This is a genomic window from Flavobacterium sp. (genome assembly GCF_024710485.1).
GTDB lineage: Bacteria > Bacteroidota > Bacteroidia > Flavobacteriales > Flavobacteriaceae > Flavobacterium.
Map to the genome: position 1 here is coordinate 38,906 of NZ_JANJUQ010000007.1, position 17,975 is coordinate 56,880.

At 39.0% G+C, this 17,975-nt stretch carries 14 protein-coding genes; 10 read left to right on the forward strand and 4 right to left on the reverse strand.

Annotation, left to right across the window (positions count from 1 at the left end):
- Positions 1-5: 5 nt before the first annotated feature.
- The 3 genes from rnc to Q0M21_RS01240 form a co-directional block, all read right to left on the reverse strand.
- Complete coding sequence (gene rnc / locus Q0M21_RS01230; protein WP_295333551.1) at positions 6-749, reverse strand: ribonuclease III; 744 nt, start codon at positions 747-749, stop codon at positions 6-8.
- Between the two features lie 7 nt (positions 750-756).
- Positions 757-2,010 carry a beta-ketoacyl-ACP synthase II gene (gene fabF / locus Q0M21_RS01235; protein ID WP_295333554.1) on the reverse strand — a complete coding sequence of 418 codons (1,254 nt, stop codon included), beginning with the start codon at positions 2,008-2,010 and terminating at the stop codon, positions 757-759.
- Between the two features lie 179 nt (positions 2,011-2,189).
- Positions 2,190-2,426: an acyl carrier protein gene (locus Q0M21_RS01240; RefSeq protein WP_007137004.1), complete on the reverse strand. Its 237-nt coding sequence runs from the start codon at positions 2,424-2,426 to the stop codon at positions 2,190-2,192.
- 178 nt (positions 2,427-2,604) lie between these two features.
- Here Q0M21_RS01240 and purN point away from each other — a divergent pair, with 178 nt between their 5' ends.
- The 4 genes from purN (at position 2,605) to Q0M21_RS01260 (ending at position 6,708) form a co-directional block, all read left to right on the forward strand.
- Positions 2,605-3,168, forward strand: coding sequence for a phosphoribosylglycinamide formyltransferase (gene purN / locus Q0M21_RS01245; RefSeq protein ID WP_295333557.1), 564 nt, complete (start codon positions 2,605-2,607; stop codon positions 3,166-3,168).
- A gap of 91 nt (positions 3,169-3,259) precedes the next feature.
- Positions 3,260-3,739, forward strand: a complete 480-nt coding sequence (gene rnhA, locus Q0M21_RS01250) for a ribonuclease HI (RefSeq protein WP_295333559.1) — start codon at positions 3,260-3,262, stop codon at positions 3,737-3,739.
- 67 nt (positions 3,740-3,806) lie between these two features.
- The gene (locus Q0M21_RS01255) at positions 3,807-4,733 is read left to right on the forward strand and encodes a PfkB family carbohydrate kinase (protein WP_295333562.1); all 927 of its coding nucleotides are present in this window, start codon (positions 3,807-3,809) and stop codon (positions 4,731-4,733) included.
- 76 nt (positions 4,734-4,809) lie between these two features.
- Positions 4,810-6,708: an amidophosphoribosyltransferase gene (locus Q0M21_RS01260; protein WP_295333564.1), complete on the forward strand. Its 1,899-nt coding sequence runs from the start codon at positions 4,810-4,812 to the stop codon at positions 6,706-6,708.
- 613 nt (positions 6,709-7,321) lie between these two features.
- On the opposite strand, the gene Q0M21_RS01265 is transcribed toward Q0M21_RS01260, so the two are convergent.
- Positions 7,322-7,930, reverse strand: a complete 609-nt coding sequence (locus tag Q0M21_RS01265; RefSeq protein ID WP_295333567.1) for a superoxide dismutase — start codon at positions 7,928-7,930, stop codon at positions 7,322-7,324.
- 224 nt (positions 7,931-8,154) lie between these two features.
- Here Q0M21_RS01265 and Q0M21_RS01270 point away from each other — a divergent pair, with 224 nt between their 5' ends.
- The 6 genes from Q0M21_RS01270 to Q0M21_RS01295 all read left to right on the forward strand — a co-directional run bounded on the left by Q0M21_RS01270 (position 8,155) and on the right by Q0M21_RS01295 (position 17,952).
- Entirely contained in the window at positions 8,155-8,679 is a 525-nt protein-coding gene (locus Q0M21_RS01270) for a GNAT family N-acetyltransferase (RefSeq protein WP_295333569.1), read from the forward strand.
- Complete coding sequence (locus Q0M21_RS01275) at positions 8,676-9,266, forward strand: hypothetical protein (RefSeq protein ID WP_295333571.1); 591 nt, start codon at positions 8,676-8,678, stop codon at positions 9,264-9,266. The genes Q0M21_RS01270 and Q0M21_RS01275 overlap by 4 nt, the downstream gene beginning before the upstream one ends.
- Positions 9,266-12,415, forward strand: coding sequence for an exodeoxyribonuclease V subunit beta (locus Q0M21_RS01280; RefSeq protein WP_295333574.1), 3,150 nt, complete (start codon positions 9,266-9,268; stop codon positions 12,413-12,415). Before Q0M21_RS01275 ends, Q0M21_RS01280 begins: the two co-directional genes overlap by 1 nt.
- Positions 12,416-12,452: 37 nt before the next feature.
- Positions 12,453-13,643 (forward strand): glycine C-acetyltransferase, encoded by a 1,191-nt coding sequence (kbl, locus tag Q0M21_RS01285; protein ID WP_295333576.1) that lies wholly within the window; start codon positions 12,453-12,455, stop codon positions 13,641-13,643.
- A 91-nt stretch (positions 13,644-13,734) separates the two neighbouring features.
- Positions 13,735-15,129 carry an OmpA family protein gene (locus tag Q0M21_RS01290; protein WP_295333607.1) on the forward strand — a complete coding sequence of 465 codons (1,395 nt, stop codon included), beginning with the start codon at positions 13,735-13,737 and terminating at the stop codon, positions 15,127-15,129.
- A gap of 63 nt (positions 15,130-15,192) precedes the next feature.
- Positions 15,193-17,952 (forward strand): PD-(D/E)XK nuclease family protein, encoded by a 2,760-nt coding sequence (locus Q0M21_RS01295; RefSeq protein ID WP_295333610.1) that lies wholly within the window; start codon positions 15,193-15,195, stop codon positions 17,950-17,952.
- Positions 17,953-17,975: the final 23 nt, after the last annotated feature.

Sequence of the window (17,975 nt, forward strand, 5' to 3'; positions counted from 1 at the left end):
CCGCATTATTTTTTGTTAATTTTTTCCTGAAACGCAAAATAAGCCCTTTGAGACGCTTTTTCCTCTGCTTTCTTTTTAGAAGTTGCTCTGGCTTTGGCAACAACTTTATTATCGATACTCAATTTAACTCCGAAGTATTTCTGGCCGTCGTTACCGTTATCGTCAAAAACATCGTAATGAAAAGACTTTTTCTCTTTCTGACACCATTCGATTAAAAGACTTTTGTAACTAATGACCTTTCCCTCCAATTTCGCAATATCAACGTAAGGTACAATGACACTCTTTTGAATAAATTTTTGACAAAAATCATAGCCTTTATCTAGGAAAATAGCACCAATCAAAGCTTCAAAAATATTGCCGTGTATGTTTTCACCAAAATGTTGTGTCGGCACTTTACTTTCTACAAACCGAATGAGATTCAAATCTCTTCCCAACTCGTTTAAGTGTTCTCGACTCACAATTTTAGAGCGCATTTTGGTTAGATAACCTTCGTCACCGGCGGGCGCTTCGTTGTAGAGATAGGCAGCAATAACAGCACTCAACATCGCATCGCCTAAAAACTCCAAACGCTCATAATTCATGGGGTTGCCTTTTAAATCGGTGCGGTTGGTGGACCGATGGGTAAAGGCTTTTTGATAGTACTGAATGGATTGCGGTTTGAATCCGATAACATTTTCAATTTCAGTAAAAAAAATCCCGTCCTCAGATGATGAACGGGAATTTTTGAATATATTTTTTAGAATTTTCATCCTAAACTTAGTCTTGTATTTTTTTGAATAACACACAAGCATTGTGCCCTCCGAAACCGAAGGTATTGCTCATGGCTACATTAACTTCTCTTTTTTGGGCTTTGTTCAACGTCAAGTTCAAAGACGGATCAATATTCTCATCTACAACCTTGTGGTTGATGGTTGGCGGGACTATACCATGTTTCATAGCTAAAATAGAAGCAATCGCCTCAATAGCACCGGCTGCACCAAGTAAGTGTCCGGTCATCGATTTGGTTGAATTGATGTTGATGTTTTTAGCATGGTTCCCGAAAACAGCACTAATCGCTTTCAATTCAGCCACATCACCCAAAGGCGTTGAAGTTCCGTGAGTATTGATGTGGTCAACTTGTTCCGGTGTCATTCCGGCGTCGCGCAAGGTGTTTTCCATAACGGCAATAACCCCAATACCATCCGGATGCGGAGCAGTCAAATGGTAGGCGTCTGAAGACATTCCGCCGCCACCGATTTCACAATATATTTTAGCACCACGAGCTTTCGCGTGCTCGTATTCTTCTAAAACTAAAGCCCCGGCACCTTCTCCTAAAACAAAACCGTCGCGTGTGGCATCAAAAGGTCTTGAAGCCGTTTCAGGACTGTCGTTTCTGGTAGATAGGGCTTGCATAGAGTTGAATCCGCCCATACCGGCTATGGTAACCGCTGCTTCAGAACCACCTGAGATGATTACATCACACATCCCTAAACGGATGTAGTTGAAAGCATCGATTAAAGCGTTGGCCGAGGATGCACAAGCAGAAACCGTGGTATAATTAGGTCCCATAAAACCATTTCTCATAGAAATGTGAGCTGGAGCAATATCAGCAATCATTTTCGGGATAAAGAAAGGGTTGAATCTTGGCGTTCCGTCTCCGGCCGCATAACTCATTACCTCTTCTTGGAAAGTTTCCAATCCGCCAATTCCGGCACCCCAAATCACGCCAACGCGATGTTTGTTCACGTTGTCTTTAGTAATTCCGGCGTCTTTAATAGCTTCTTCGCTGGCAGCAATGGCATACTGTGCAAATTTATCCATTCTGCGAGCTTCTTTTCTGTCGATATAATTTTCAACATTGAAGTTTTTTACTTCGCAGGCAAACTTTGTTTTGTGTTTTTCGGTATCATAATAGGTGATGGGTGCCGCACCGCTTTTTCCATTTACCAAAGCATCCCAATATTCTTCAATGGAATTCCCTATGGGTGTCAACGCACCTAAACCTGTTACCACAACTCGCTTTAATGCCATAATGTGTTTTTTAGAATTGTATTTAAACAAATAATACCCTTGTTTTCTTCAAATTAATCATTAAAGAGACAGGGGTATTTCAATATTTTTAAGATTGAATATCAATCAAGTTTAATCTTTTTCAGTAAAAATAATAAAAACCCGCGAAAAATGAAGATTCTTCACGGGTGATTTATTTATTATTTTTTAGCTTCTTCGATGTAAGAGATAGCTTGACCTACAGTAGCAATGTTTTCAGCTTGATCGTCCGGGATTTGAATATCAAATTCTTTTTCGAATTCCATGATCAACTCAACAGTGTCTAATGAATCAGCGCCTAAATCATTGGTGAAGCTAGCTTCAGTTACAACTTCGTTTTCGTCAACGCCTAATTTGTCTACAATAATCGCTTTAACTCTTGATGCAATGTCTGACATAATTTCTAGATTTTTAATTTAAATTGTTGGCAAAAATAAAAAACTTTATTTTATAACAACCTTTTTGTTACTAAATATAACTACGAAAGTAAAAAAATAATTTCAAAATCTTACATTCTTATGCCGCAAAATAGCGTATTTATTCTTTTTTTTGTACTCTAATTTTTTTGCTAAACAAATGAAAAAAATTGTGCTGTTCGCCTCGGGAAACGGATCCAATGTTGAGAATATCATTCAGCATTTTAAAAACAGTACGCTGATTGCTGTAGCCGGTGTGTTTACCAATAATCCGCAGGCCAAAGTATTGGAAAAAGCCAAAAACCACAACATTGCCTCTTTTGTTTTCAGCAAAAAAGACTTAGAAAGCAACTTGGTTTTACAAAAACTGCAATCGATACAACCGGATTTAATTGTCTTAGCGGGATTTTTATTGAAATTTCCGGAACACATTATTGCTGAATTTCCTAATAAAATCATCAATGTTCATCCGGCACTTTTGCCTAAATACGGCGGCAAAGGCATGTACGGAATGCACGTCCACAAAGCGGTTTTGGAGAACAAGGAGAAAGAAACCGGCATCACCATTCATTATGTCAACGAGCATTATGACGAAGGTGAATTTATTTTTCAAACATCTGTCAACATTGAAGAATGCCAAACTCCGGAGGAAATTGCTACCAAAATACATGAATTGGAACACGATTATTTTCCTAAAACCATAAAAAGATTGTTAGTTAATTAGACTATCTTAGACTTCTTAGAAAAAACAAGTAGTCTAAAAGTATAATCAATCTAAGCGATTTAATAAAGTCTAACCTATCTAAGAAGCCTAAATGTCACATCAAGTCCACATCTACACCGACGGCGCTGCCAAAGGAAATCCCGGAAACGGTGGTTATGGCGTAGTCATGGAAATGGTTGGCACACCTTATCGCAAAGAATTCTATGAAGGTTTCCGCCATACAACTAATAACCGAATGGAATTATTGGCTGTGATTGTTGGTTTGGAAAAATTAAAACAACCTAACATGAAAGTCCTAGTGGTTTCCGATTCCAAATATGTGGTCGATGCCGTAGAAAAAAAATGGGTTTTCGGATGGGAAAAAATCGGATTTAAAGGCAAAAAAAATCCGGATTTATGGATGCGATTCCTCAAAATTTACCGCAAGCACCAAGTCGATTTTAAATGGATCAAGTGCCACAACAACCATCCGCAAAACGAACGCTGTGACGAGTTGGCAGTGTATGCTTCAGGTTTAGAAAAACTCTCTGTGGATGCTTTTTATGAAAGAGAAGAAGGGAAACTTTTTTAAACTTCAAACCATTTTAAACTTTTAAAGGAAAACCGTATCTTTGCGCCTTTAATTTGAAACCCTAAGAATGAACAAATTACTTATAGTTGGAACAGTAGCTTTTGATGCTATTGAAACCCCTTTCGGGAAAACAGATAAAATCCTTGGCGGCGCCGGTACTTTTATCGGATTGTCTGCTTCGCACTTCAATTTGCAATCAGCTATCGTATCAGTAGTTGGCGGCGATTTTCCTCAAGAATATTTAGATTTACTAACGGCCAGAAACATTGACATTTCAGGTTTAGAAATCGTAAAAGAGGGCAAAACGTTTTTCTGGAGCGGTAAATACCACAACGATATGAATTCGAGAGATACATTAGCCACCGAGTTAAATGTATTGGCCGATTTCAATCCGATTGTTCCCAATCATTTTAAAGATGCCGATGTGGTGATGTTGGGGAACTTACACCCTATTGTTCAAACCGGCGTTTTAAACCAAATGAGCCAAAAACCTAAATTGGTGGTTTTAGATACTATGAACTTCTGGATGGATTGTGCCTTACCGGAATTGTTAGACGTTATTAAACGTGTTGACGTGATTACCATTAATGATGAAGAAGCACGTCAGTTATCAGGAGAATACTCGTTGGTAAAAGCAGCGGCTAAAATCCACACTATGGGACCAAAATACGTAGTGATTAAAAAAGGAGAACACGGTGCGTTAATTTTCCACAACGAACACATTTTCTTTGCTCCAGCTTTACCTTTGGCGGATGTATTTGATCCAACCGGTGCCGGTGATACTTTTGCCGGTGGTTTTGCAGGCTTTATCACGCAACAAGGTGACATCTCTTTCGAAACGATGAAAACCGCTATCATTCAAGGCTCTAACTTAGCGTCTTTCTGTGTGGAGAAATTCGGAACCGAAAGAATGCTCGAACTAACCAAAGAAGAAGTGAACGAGCGCTTGAAACAATTCAGAGCTTTAACACAATTTGAAATAGATTTACAATAACTTTATGCCTCGAAATTTCGAGGCATTTTTGTTTTAAAATACCATAACATACAACTAAACAACAACACAACACACTATGAGCGACGCCATTAAACACGAATGTGGAATTGCCCTTTTACGATTAAAAAAACCGTTAGCCTTTTACAAAGAAAAATACGGTTCTGCTTTTTATGGGATTCAGAAAATGTATTTGCTGATGGAAAAGCAACACAACCGCGGTCAAGACGGTGCCGGTTTTGCCTCTATTAAATTCGATATAGAACCGGGTGAACGTTACATCAGTAGAGTGCGCTCGAACAAAGCACAACCCATACAAGATATCTTTGACCAAATCAATGATCGCATCAACGAAGCATTAGAGCAACATCCGGAATACCAAGACAACGTTGATTTACAGAAAGAAAACTTGCCATACATAGGTGAACTGTTTTTAGGACACGTTCGCTACGGTACTTTTGGTAAAAACAGCATCGAAAGTGTACACCCATTCTTACGTCAAAACAATTGGATGCATCGAAATCTGATAGTTGCCGGAAATTTCAATATGACTAATGTAACCGAATTGTTCAACAGTTTGGTCGAATTGGGGCAGCACCCGAAAGAATTAGCTGATACCGTAACGGTAATGGAAAAAATTGGTCATTTCCTCGACGATGAAGTAACCGATTTGTACCAAGAATGCAAAAACAACGGCTTATCCAAAAGAGAAGCTTCTCCGGTAATTGCCGAAAAACTCGACGTCGCTAAAATCTTAAAACGCGCCTCTAAAGGTTGGGATGGTGGTTATGCCATGGCCGGATTGTTGGGTCACGGCGACAGTTTTGTGTTTCGCGATCCGGCCGGAATTCGCCCGGCTTATTTTTATGAAGATGATGAAATTGTAGTCGTAGCTTCGGAAAGACCGGTGATTCAAACCACCTTCAATGTGCCTTTCGAAAAAGTGCAGGAATTACTTCCGGGCAATGCTTTAATCATCAAAAAAAACGGAACCGTATCGCAACAAGAAATCATCACACCAAGTATCAAAAAAGCGTGTTCTTTTGAGCGTATTTATTTCTCACGCGGTAGTGATGCCGAAATTTATCAGGAAAGAAAAGAATTAGGAAAATTAATTTTGCCGGCCGTTTTAGAAGCCATTGAAAATGATACTGACAATACTGTCTTCTCTTTCATACCAAACACAGCCGAAACTTCCTTTTACGGGATGATTGAAGCGGCTAACGATTTTCTGAACCACAGAAAAAACCAATTTATATTAGACAATCGCAAAACATTAACCAAGGAAAAGTTGGAGGAAATTCTATCGGTTAAAATTCGAACGGAAAAAATCGCCATTAAAGACGCTAAACTACGAACTTTCATCACCGAAGACAGCAGCAGAGACGATTTGGTAGCGCACGTTTACGATGTCACTTACGGCGTAATCAAACCCAACGATAACTTGGTGATTATTGATGATAGTATCGTTCGCGGCACTACTTTGAAAAAAAGTATCCTCCGAATGATGGACCGTTTGAATCCGAAACGAATAGTCGTGGTTTCATCGGCTCCGCAAATTCGCTATCCGGATTGTTACGGAATTGATATGGCCAAACTGGAAGGTTTAATTGCTTTTCAAGCCGCCATTGAATTACTCAAAGAGAGAAATCAATACCATATAGTAGAAGAAGTTTACCAAAAATGCAAAGCACAGGAAAAACTAAAAGATGCCGAAGTCGTGAACTTTGTCACTGAAATCTATAAGCCTTTCACCGACACGGAAATTTCAAACAAGATAGCGGAACTATTACATCCGGAAGATATTAAAGCTGAAATAAAGATTATTTTCCAAACTGTAGCCAACTTACACTTGGCTTGTCCGAAAAATTTAGGCGATTGGTATTTCACCGGCGATTATCCGACTCCAGGCGGTAACCGTGTGGTTAACAGAGCGTTTATGAATTTTTATGAGGGCAAAGATGCTCGTGCTTACTAAAATTTTAACATTTTTTGTCATTAAACGATTTTTGATGCAGTTCGTCTGAATTTTTTGTTCCAAAAATATTAATCCGCTTACATTTGACCTTACCATAGCATTAGTAGGTTAAGTTTATGGTAGATTTGGGGCAAAAAGGGTGAAAAGAAATTTTCACCTTTTTTATTTTCTACTACTCTCAAAATCAGCTGAAAATTTTCAACGATTTTCCTTGCCGTTTAGCGATTATATTTTTTAACACTTATAAACTCTCATACTTTTGAATCACCATAGCATTAGTAGGTTAAGTTTATGGTAGATTTGGGGCAAAAAGGGTGAAGTTTTTCTTCACCTTTTTTATTTTACAACCGTCTGAAAATCATCAAAAAAGCAGTTTTTACTCTCATTTGCCTATCATCCCAATATAATTTTGTAAAAAAAGTACAATATTAATTAGGATGTTATTAGATTTGCGTTACCATAGTATTTAGTGTAGGTTAAGTTTATGGTAGATTTGGGGCAAACAGGTGGAAGCAATTCCGCCTGTTTATTTTTTAACCCGTTTCCAATAAAAAACCGATTTCGCTTTACCAACGAAATCGGCTTCTGAAACATCAAAAAAATTATTTTGATTTTATTTTTCCGTAGCGTACAAACGGGCTACCTCTGTCCAATTGATAACATTAAAAAAAGCTTCAATATAATCCGGACGACGGTTTTGATAATGCAAATAATAAGCATGTTCCCAAACATCCATTCCTAAAATCGGGAAACCGCCACAAGCTGTATCCGGCATTAGCGGATTGTCTTGGTTTGGCGTAGAACACACTTCCAACTTTCCGCCTTTGTGTACACACAACCAAGCCCAGCCGGAACCAAATCGAGTTGCCCCAGCTTTGGCAAACTGCGCTTTAAATTCTTCAAAAGAACCAAAAGCAGCATCAATAGCTTCAGCCAACTCACCGGTTGGTTTTCCGCCACCGTTTGGCGACATGATTCTCCAAAACAAATTGTGATTATAGTGACCGCCTCCATTATTGCGAACCGCCATATTGGTCATGTCTAAATTGATCAATATGTTTTCAATGGTTTTTCCTTCCATATCGGTTCCGGCAATCGCCGCATTCAAGTTGGTCACATACGCATTGTGGTGTTTGGAATGATGGATTTCCATCGTTCTGGCATCAATATGTGGTTCTAATGCATCGTATGCATAGGGTAATTTCGGTAATTCAAAAGCCATGATATTTTTAATTTAAGTTAGTACTAAAATGAATTCAAATTTATACATTTATCTTCGGAAGATAAAATACTATTTACCAATTAACAAATAATTAAAATCGATATTTTATCAGGAGCTGTTTCCCGCTTTCCATTACAATCTTTTTAACTTCCCAAGGGCCAAAACCCTCGGCAAGTCAAAAAGGATTTCCATTGCAATCGGGGCTATAAAACCAACTACTAACCATGACATTAAACTGGCAACCACAACATCTGCAAAACGAACTTATCGCACTTTTCCTGCTAAAAAAAGACGATTTCGAAGATTTGTACGCCGTGGCATCCGATCCGTTGGTTTGGGAACAACATCCTAATAAATTGCGTTACCAACGCGAAGTATTTCAAAACTTTTTTGAAGGCGCATTGTTATCGCGAGGCGCATTTTTAATTCGGGATACAGCCACCGGAGAAATCGTGGGCAGCAGCCGGTTTTACGATTATAACGAAAGTGAAAAATCGGTTTTAATAGGCTATACTTTTATCGGACGGAAATTTTGGGGCAAAGGATACAACAAAGCGCTTAAAAAAATAATGCTCGATTATGCTTTTCAGTTTGTCGACAAAGTGTATTTTCACATTGGCGCTTGCAACATTCGTTCCCAAAAAGCCATAGCTAAAATCGGCGCGGTAAAAGTCGATGAATTTGAGGTGGAATATTACGGTGAAGAGCCGAAGCTGAACTTTGTCTATTTAATCGAAAAAGGCCAATGATAGATTTTGATTTCATCTTAAATTTTATCCGGATCGATTTAATTTTAGGCTTCGGTTGGTATTCTGTTTTATTCTTTACTCTAAAATTATTCAAGTACAAAAAAGACTTGCTCACAGAATTTGACAAAGACGCCTGCAAAACCTTTGTATTCTTGGGGATTTTGTTTGCGGTTATTTGGTTTTTAGCCGTAACGCTTGATTATGCTATGATAATGACTGAAGATGAAAAAACGCAATTCCTTGGGCGGTTAACCGGAGAATATTCTTTTGGAATTTGGTTTCAACCCTTGTTTTGGCTGATTATAACCCAACTGATTAGATTCAATATTATAAAGAAGTTTTTGTTTTTCAGGATACTGATAGTTATCCCTTTTATCTTAACTTTTGAGCGATTTGTCATTATAGTGACTTCTCTTCACAGAGACTATCTCCCAAGTTCTTGGACTATATACAACAACATCGGATTTACTTGGTGGGAATTTTTACTCTCTATTCCGGTTAAAGCGATTGAATTTAGCCTCATAGTATTCGTTTACAAATATGTCAAACAATCCATTTTAAAGTTTAAAACCGTAAACCATAATTAATGCAAAAACCAGCTTTCTCCATATACGACGCTTCTGCCGGATCGGGCAAAACCTATACTTTGGTGAAAGAGTATTTAAAAATTATTCTCTTGTCCCAAAAACCCGATGCCTACCGCAACATACTCGCCATTACGTTTACCAACAAAGCGGTACACGAAATGAAAAGCCGTGTGGTGGAAAGTCTTTCTGAATTTGCCAAAGAAAACCCTTCCAACAAAGCGTTGCTATTGATGCAAGATATTCACAAGGAAACCGGTTTGTCGTTGGCCACGATTACTGAGAAGGCCAAAAGCATCATCAAAAACCTCATCCACAATTATGCGGCTTTTGACATTTCGACCATAGACAAATTCACCCACAAAGTGATTCGTGCTTTTGCCCACGATTTGAATCTGCCCATTACCTTCGAAGTATCGTTAGACACCGAAAATTTGCTGACCGAAGCCGTTGACGCCATCATAGCTGAAGCCGGAAATGACGAAACACTCACCAATTTGTTGGTCGATTTTACGATGGAAAAAACCGACGACGACAAATCGTGGGACATTTCAAGGGAAATTATGGAAACCGGAAAATTAATTCTGAACGAAAACAACCGTCAGGAGATTACCCATTTTCAGAATAAAACCATAGCAGAATTCGTAGCTATCAAAAACAAACTGACGGAACTTTGCGCTGCCATGGAAGCCAAAACCGTCGAATTGGCTACAGAAGCTTTGCTGCTGATTGACAATAAAGGAATTGACCTCAAATCATTTTCCAGGGAATCTTTTCCGAATCATTTAAAAAGTATTGCAGAAAAAAATTTCAATCCTAAAAACAAAACATTCCATCAATTTGAGGATATTGCCATCAACAAAACAGCTGCTGACAGAGCTGTCATCGAAAGCATCATACCCGATTTGCTCGAGATGCTATCGTCGATTTATGCCACATTCGAAAAGAAAAATTTCTACGAAGCCTTTCTGAAAAACATTACGCCGCTTTCGTTGCTAAATACGGTGAGTAATGAATTGGACAAAATCCAGAAAGAACAAAATATCCTTTCGATAGCCGAGTTCAACAAACTCATTTACGAACAAATTCAGAACCAACCCGCGCCTTTTATTTACGAGCGTTTGGGCGAAAAATACCGCCATTTCTTTATCGATGAATTCCAGGACACTTCCGAAATGCAATGGCACAATTTAATTCCGCTGATAGACAATGCCTTGTCGAGCGAAGATTTAAACGGTGAACGCGGTTCGTTAATGATCGTTGGCGATCCGAAGCAATCCATTTACCGTTGGCGCGGCGGAAAAGCGGAACAATTTATCGAACTCAGCAAAAACAACAATCCGTTTGTCAATCCGGATAAAGCGCTGTTTTCTTTGGGCACGAATTACCGTAGTTATTCACAAATCATCGATTTTAACAACCGTTTTTTTCGCTTTTTGGCGGGCGAGTTTACCCACGAAGATTACAAAAACTTATACCTCAACCACAGCCATCAGGAATTCAATGCCAAAACCGGCGGTTATGTAAATATTTCCTTTGTTCCGAAAGTGGACAAAGAAAATTGGGATGACGACGAGAGTTTGGAAAAAAACGAATTGTACTTGACTGCTACATTGGACACCATTGAAAAAGTCACCCAAAAGGGGTTTCGCTACAAAGACATTGCCATCTTAACCCGAAAAAAAGCCCACGGGACCGAAATTGCCAATTACCTGACCGAAAATGGGATACCGATTTTGTCTTCGGAAAGTTTGTTGTTAGGCGCTTCATCCGAAGTACAAGGCGTGATTCACATTTTGCGCTACTTGAAAAACAACAGCGATCTGATGGCCAAAGCCAACTTTTTGTACTATTTGGCTTCGCTACAAGAGCAATTGCCAATTCACGATTTCATTGCGCAAGGTATGGAACAAAAAAGCGAATCGGCTTTCCAACAATGGTTGCACCGTTTTCATCTCGATTTTTCATTTGAAAACATCCGCAAAAAATCGCTTTATGAAGCCACGGAAATCATTATTGCTAAAGTCATTCCAACCCACAAACGCAATGCTTACATACAGTTTTTCCTCGATTTGATATTGGAACACGACTTGAAAAAGCAAGCCGGTATTTCGGATTTTCTCACTTATTGGGATACGAATTCGGAGAAACTCAGCATTCCGTCGCCTGAAGGCAATGATGCGGTTCGGATTATGACCATTCACAAATCGAAAGGACTCGAATTTCCGGTGGTGATTTTTCCGTTTGCCGAAGAAGATTACAGCAAAGGGCCGAGGGAAAAGATGTGGTTGAATGCCGATGCCGAAACCATTGGTTTGCCGAAAGTTTTGGTAGACAAAAGCAGTAAAGTAAGCAGTTACGGCGAAGAAGCAAATACTCTTTACCAACAAAAAAAACAAGAAGAGTTGTTGGACAACATCAATGTATTGTATGTGGCCTTAACACGTGCCGAAGAACAGTTGTACATTATTTCGGGCATGCAAACGCGAAGCAAAACTTCGGGAGAATATCCGAACAACATGGCGACATTCTTCATCAAATTCATAGGGGAATCATTCGATGAAAACCAACTCGACTACGCTTTTGGTCAAGCCGACAAACTGTCTGAAACCGAAACATCGACCTCAGATACAGAAGTGATTCCGCAATTATCGGCTACCTTGAATCCGAAAAATATCAAAATTGCCCAAAAAGAAAGTTTGATGTGGAATACCCAACAACAAAAAGCCATTGAATTCGGGAACATTTTACACGAAATCTTGTCTTTTGTCAACACTTCGGACGACATCGACCTGGCGCTCACCAAAGCCATTGAAAACGGATTAATCATCACTTCGCAAAAGGAAACCATCGCACAAACTTTGGAGCAAGTAGTCACACATCAAGACTTGTTGCCTTATTTTGCGTCCGGCAATACAATTTTGAACGAACAAACTATCATTCAAAAAGAAGGCCATTTGGTTAAACCTGATCGAATGGTTATCAATCCCAACAAAGAAATTTACTTATTAGATTACAAAACCGGTGCGCACCAAACCAAATACACCACACAATTAGAAAATTACCAAAATGCTATAGAAAAAATGGGCTTTAAAGTGACTAAAAAAGCTTTGGTTTACATTGGAGAACGCTTAGAAGTAGTAAATTTGTAACATCAACATCAAACAATATTAAATTTAAATTCCAATCATGTACGGAAAAATTCAACAATACCTACAAAACGAATTAAATACCATAGAACAAAACGGTATTTTTAAAAGAGAAAGAATCATCACTTCACCACAAGGAGCCGAAATTACGGTTAATGGAGAAACGGTCTTGAATTTTTGTGCTAACAATTATTTAGGATTATCATCCCATCCGGAAGTAATACAAGCAGCCAAAGACGCTTTGGATTCCCATGGTTTCGGAATGTCATCGGTTCGTTTCATTTGCGGTACGCAAGACATTCACAAAACTTTAGAGAAAAAGATAGCCGAGTTTTACGGTACCGAAGACACCATTTTATACGCCGCGGCTTTTGATGCCAACGGTGGTGTTTTCGAACCTCTACTAGGCGAAGAAGATTGTATCATCTCCGACAGTTTGAACCACGCTTCCATTATTGACGGTGTGCGTTTGTGTAAAGCGGCTCGTTACCGCTACGAAAATTCCAACATGGAAGATTTGGAAAACCAATTGAAAAAAGCCGCTGAAGCCGGACATCGTTTCAAACTCATTGTTACCGATGGTGTGTTCTCTATGGATGGATTGGTTGCTCCGCTAGACAAAATCTGTGACTTGGCAGACAAATACGATGCTTTGGTAATGGTTGACGAATGTCATGCCGCCGGTTTCATCGGTGCCACCGGTAAAGGAACTATGGAAGCCAAAGGTGTTATGGGCAGAGTAGACATCATTACCGGAACGCTCGGAAAAGCGTTGGGCGGCGCAATGGGCGGCTATACTACAGCCAAGAAAGAAATCATCGAAATTTTACGCCAGCGTTCAAGACCATACCTATTCTCAAATTCATTGGCACCGGCCATTGTTGGTGCTTCAATCAAAGTTTTCGAATTGTTAGAAAAAGACACCACGCTGAGAGATAAATTGGAGTGGAATACAAATTACTTTAAAGAAGGGATGAAAAAAGCCGGCTTTGATATCATCGACGGAGATTCTGCTATAGTTCCCGTAATGCTTTACGATGCCAAATTATCACAGGTAATGGCCGATGAATTGCTCAAAAAAGGCATTTATGTGATTGGCTTCTTTTATCCTGTTGTTCCCAAAGACAAAGCGAGAATCCGAGTACAACTATCAGCAGCACATACCCAAGAACATCTTGATAAGGCAATTGCTGCATTTACTGAGGTTGGTAAATCACTCAATATTATTTAAATGGTCATATTTTAACCATAAGATTTTGATATTAGGGTAATAGGTATTACTTTTGCCCTATTATAATTTTTATAATTTAATCAAATTAAGTATGAAACATCTTAACAAATTATTCGTTGCTATGCTATTGTTAGCTGGTTTTAGCTCACAAGCTCAAGACAGCAACAACCCATGGGCAATTTCCTTTGGTGTTAACGCTGTAGACACTAGAGTAAGTGCTGCATCTAAATTGGAAGATCAATTCTCACAGTTTTTCAATGCTCGTGACAATTGGAATATCTTACCATCTGTATCTTTCGTGAACGTGTCTAAACACGTAGGCGGTAACTTCTCTTTCGGTATTACTGGATCTCTTAACAGAATTTCAAAATTTGTTAATCCAAGAGTTAATAACGGACCATACACGGTAACTAATCCGGGGGATATCAACTACTATGCAGTTGATGGGGTAATTAATTATAGCTTAATGAGCTTACTTAAATCAAAAACTATCGATCCGTCATTACACGTTGGTGGAGGTTATACTTGGTTAGGCGATGAAAGCAGTGCTGGTACTGTTAACGCTGGTTTAGGATTAACTTATTGGTTTACAGAAACTGTAGGTTTATCTTACCGTGCTACTTACAAACACTCTTTTGAAGATTTACGTACTGATATGCCATCTCACATGCAACACTTTGCAGGTCTTACTTTCAAATTTGGTGGATCTGACAAAGATGGTGACGGAATTTATGATAAAGATGACGCTTGTCCTGAAGAGGCTGGTTTACCTCAATTCAAAGGTTGTCCTGATACTGACGGCGACGGAATTGAAAACAGCAAAGACTCTTGTCCTGATATAGCTGGTCCTGCAGAATTTAACGGTTGTCCTGATACAGACGGTGACGGTGTTGCTGACAATGTTGACGCTTGTCCGGAAGTTGCTGGTTTAAAAGCTTTCGGCGGATGTCCTGATACTGACGGTGATGGTGTTCAAGACAAAGAAGATAAATGTAAAGACGTTAAAGGTCCTAAAGAAAACGGTGGATGTCCATGGCCGGATAGAGATGGTGACAAAGTATTAGACAAAGACGACAGATGTCCGGATGTAGCTGGTACTGTAGCCAACAACGGTTGTCCTGAAGTAACCGAGGAAGCTATTAAAAGATTGAATGATTACGCTAAAACTATCTTATTCGATAGCGGTAAAGCTTCATTCCAACAACAAACTTACCCGGTATTACAAGCAATCACTGCAATCTTAAAAGAATACCCAACAGCTAACTTCTCAATCGAAGGACACACTGACAGTGATGGTAAAGATGCTGCTAACCAAACTTTATCTGAAAACAGAGCTGCTGCAGTGAAAAATTATCTAATTGAAAATGGTATCGCTGCTTCTAGATTGACTTCAGCTGGTTTCGGTGAGTCAAAACCAATCGATACTAACAAAACTAAAGCTGGTAAAGCTAACAACAGAAGAGTTGAAGTGAAATTAGTAAAATAATTTCCTCCTAAAATATCTCAGAAAAACGCTCCGAAATTCGGGGCGTTTTTTTATTTTTATACTATGTCAAAACCAACTTTTCTTCATAAACTGGCTCAGGAAATTTTAAAATCCCATTCCAATACACTATTGGACTTAGTGGTGATTTTACCCAACAAAAGAGCCAAAGTCTTTTTGTTAGCCGAATTAAAAAAATCGGTTTCCGATAACATCTTCGCGCCAAACATCATCAGCATAGAAGACTTTATCCAAGACATAGCCGGAATACGTTCCATAGACAGTGTTGAACTGCTTTTCGAGTTTTATAATGTTTACCTTTCGGAGACAGAAAAAGACCAACAAGAATCTTTCGAATCCTTTGCCAACTGGGCCAAAACCTTGTTGCAAGACTTTAATGAAATTGATCGCTACCTTCTCGAACCCGACAAGATTTTAAAATACCTCGAAAACATCAAGGAGATTGAACATTGGGCCGTTTCTGTTGAAAAACGAACTGACCTGATCGACAATTACCTTTTATTCTGGAAAAAACTACCGGAATATTATCATGCATTATATGCCTATTTACTGGATAAAGGCGTGGGTTATCAAGGCTTAATTTACCGTGAAGCGGTTCAAAATTTAAATCACTTTTCAGAAAATAACAACAAGCAGTTCCTCTTTGCGGGTTTCAATGCCCTGAATCAAGCCGAAGAAAAAATCATACAACATCTCTTGGCCTTAGAAACCGCCAAAATATATTGGGACATAGACGAAACCTTGCTGCACGATACTTTTCACGACGCAGGTTTGTTTCAAAGAAAATTCAAATCGGAGTGGATTCACTATAAAACCCATCCGTACGAATGGATTGTCAACGATTTTACCGAAGCCAAAAACATTCAGGTTATTGCGACCTCAAAATCTATTGGTCAAGCTAAAATTACGGGTAGCATTATCGAAAAATATGCTGTCGAAAACAATGCTAATCTTCAAAATGTAGCGGTCGTTCTTGGCGAAGAAAACCTGCTTTTGCCTGTGTTACACGCATTACCGGAGTCGGTGACTGCACTCAACATCACCATGGGTTTTTCAAGCAAAAACAATCCGGCACAACTGTTAATAGCCAAATTGTTCAAACTACATTCCAATGCCCTATCTCGTAACAGCGAGAGTTATGTGATGTATTACAAAGATGTGCTCGATATTTTAACGCATCCGCTCATTGAACCCTATGCGAACGCCAATGCACTGGTGAACAAAATCAACAAAAACAATTACACCTTCATCACGCATAAAAAACTAACAGAATTACAAGCCGAACCCAATGTGCTTTTTGAGATGTTGTTCCGAAAATGGAATACACCTTCTGTAACAGTATTGAAGAATTTATCTCAGATATTAGTCCAAATCAAAGCCCATTTAAGCTACGACAACGAAGAAGAAAAAATCACCAACGCCTTTGTGTACTCGGTGTTCAAAGTCATCAATAAGATGATTACCTATTTCGAAAACCATCCAAACATCGACGACATTAAAACGCTGCAAGCCATTTATAAACAAGTCATCGATGTGGCCGAGGTTTCCTTTGAAGGCGAACCGCTGAGTGGTTTACAAATTATGGGTGTACTGGAAAGCCGTGTGCTCGATTTTGAAACCGTGATTATTACCTCGGTTAATGAAGGAAAATTTCCGGCCGGAAAAAGCACCAATTCGTTTATTCCTTATGATGTTAAAAGAGAATACGGTTTGCCGACTTACAAAGAAAAAGACGCCATTTATACTTACCATTTCTATCATTTGTTGCAACGCGCCAAAAACATCTACTTGTTGTACAACGCCGATAGCGAAGGATTTGACGCCGGTGAAAAAAGTCGATTCATTACGCAATTGGAAGTCGAAAAACAACCGAATCACAACCTGACTTTTCAGTATTTCAATCCTGATGTGCCGACAATCGCTTACCAACCGATGGTGGTGCCGAAAACCGATAATGTCATAACTCGTTTACAAGAAATTGCAACCAATGGCTTTTCACCTTCTTCTTTAACCACATACATCCGTAATCCGATACAGTTCTATCTGCAAAGGGTTTTGCGCATATCCGAAACCGACGAAGTAGAGGAAAATATTGCGGTGAATACTTTAGGAACAATCATTCACGGCACTTTAGAAGCATTGTACAAACCATTTATCGGGCGACTCTTAACCACAGCCGATATTGAAAGTTGTTTTCAAAAAATCGATGCGGAAGTGTTGCGTCAGTTTAAAGAAGTATACAAAGAAGGCGAAATCAAAAAAGGCCGAAACCTCTTGGCGTTTGAAGTGGCCAAACGAAATGTATTCAATTTTTTGAAACTGGAAAAAGAAGCTTTGGAAGTTGGTGATCAAGTGCAAATCATCGCCTTAGAACAAACCTATGAACGCCTTTTAGAAGACTATCGTTTGCCGGTTCCGGTGTTGATTAAAGGAAATGTAGACCGTATTGAACTGCGCAACGGCAAAATCCGAATCATCGATTACAAAACGGGGAAAGTCGAACAAAAAAATGTCACTTTAAAAGACTGGAAAGGCTTAACCGAAGACATCAAAAACGATAAAATCATCCAAATTTTGGCTTATGCCTTCATGTTTGAACAAGAAACCAAAGGCCTGGAAATGGAAGCCGGAATCATTTCCTTCAAAAACCTGAATGCAGGCTTTTTACCGTTTACTTTCAAACCGGAAAAGGAAGCCAATACGGTTATAAATACCGAAATAATGGACGCTTATTTGGAAGAAATAGTAATTATATTGCAAACCATTTTTAATCAAGACATTGCATTTGAGGAAAAAGTGAATTAACTTTTAATGGATAAGATTACTAA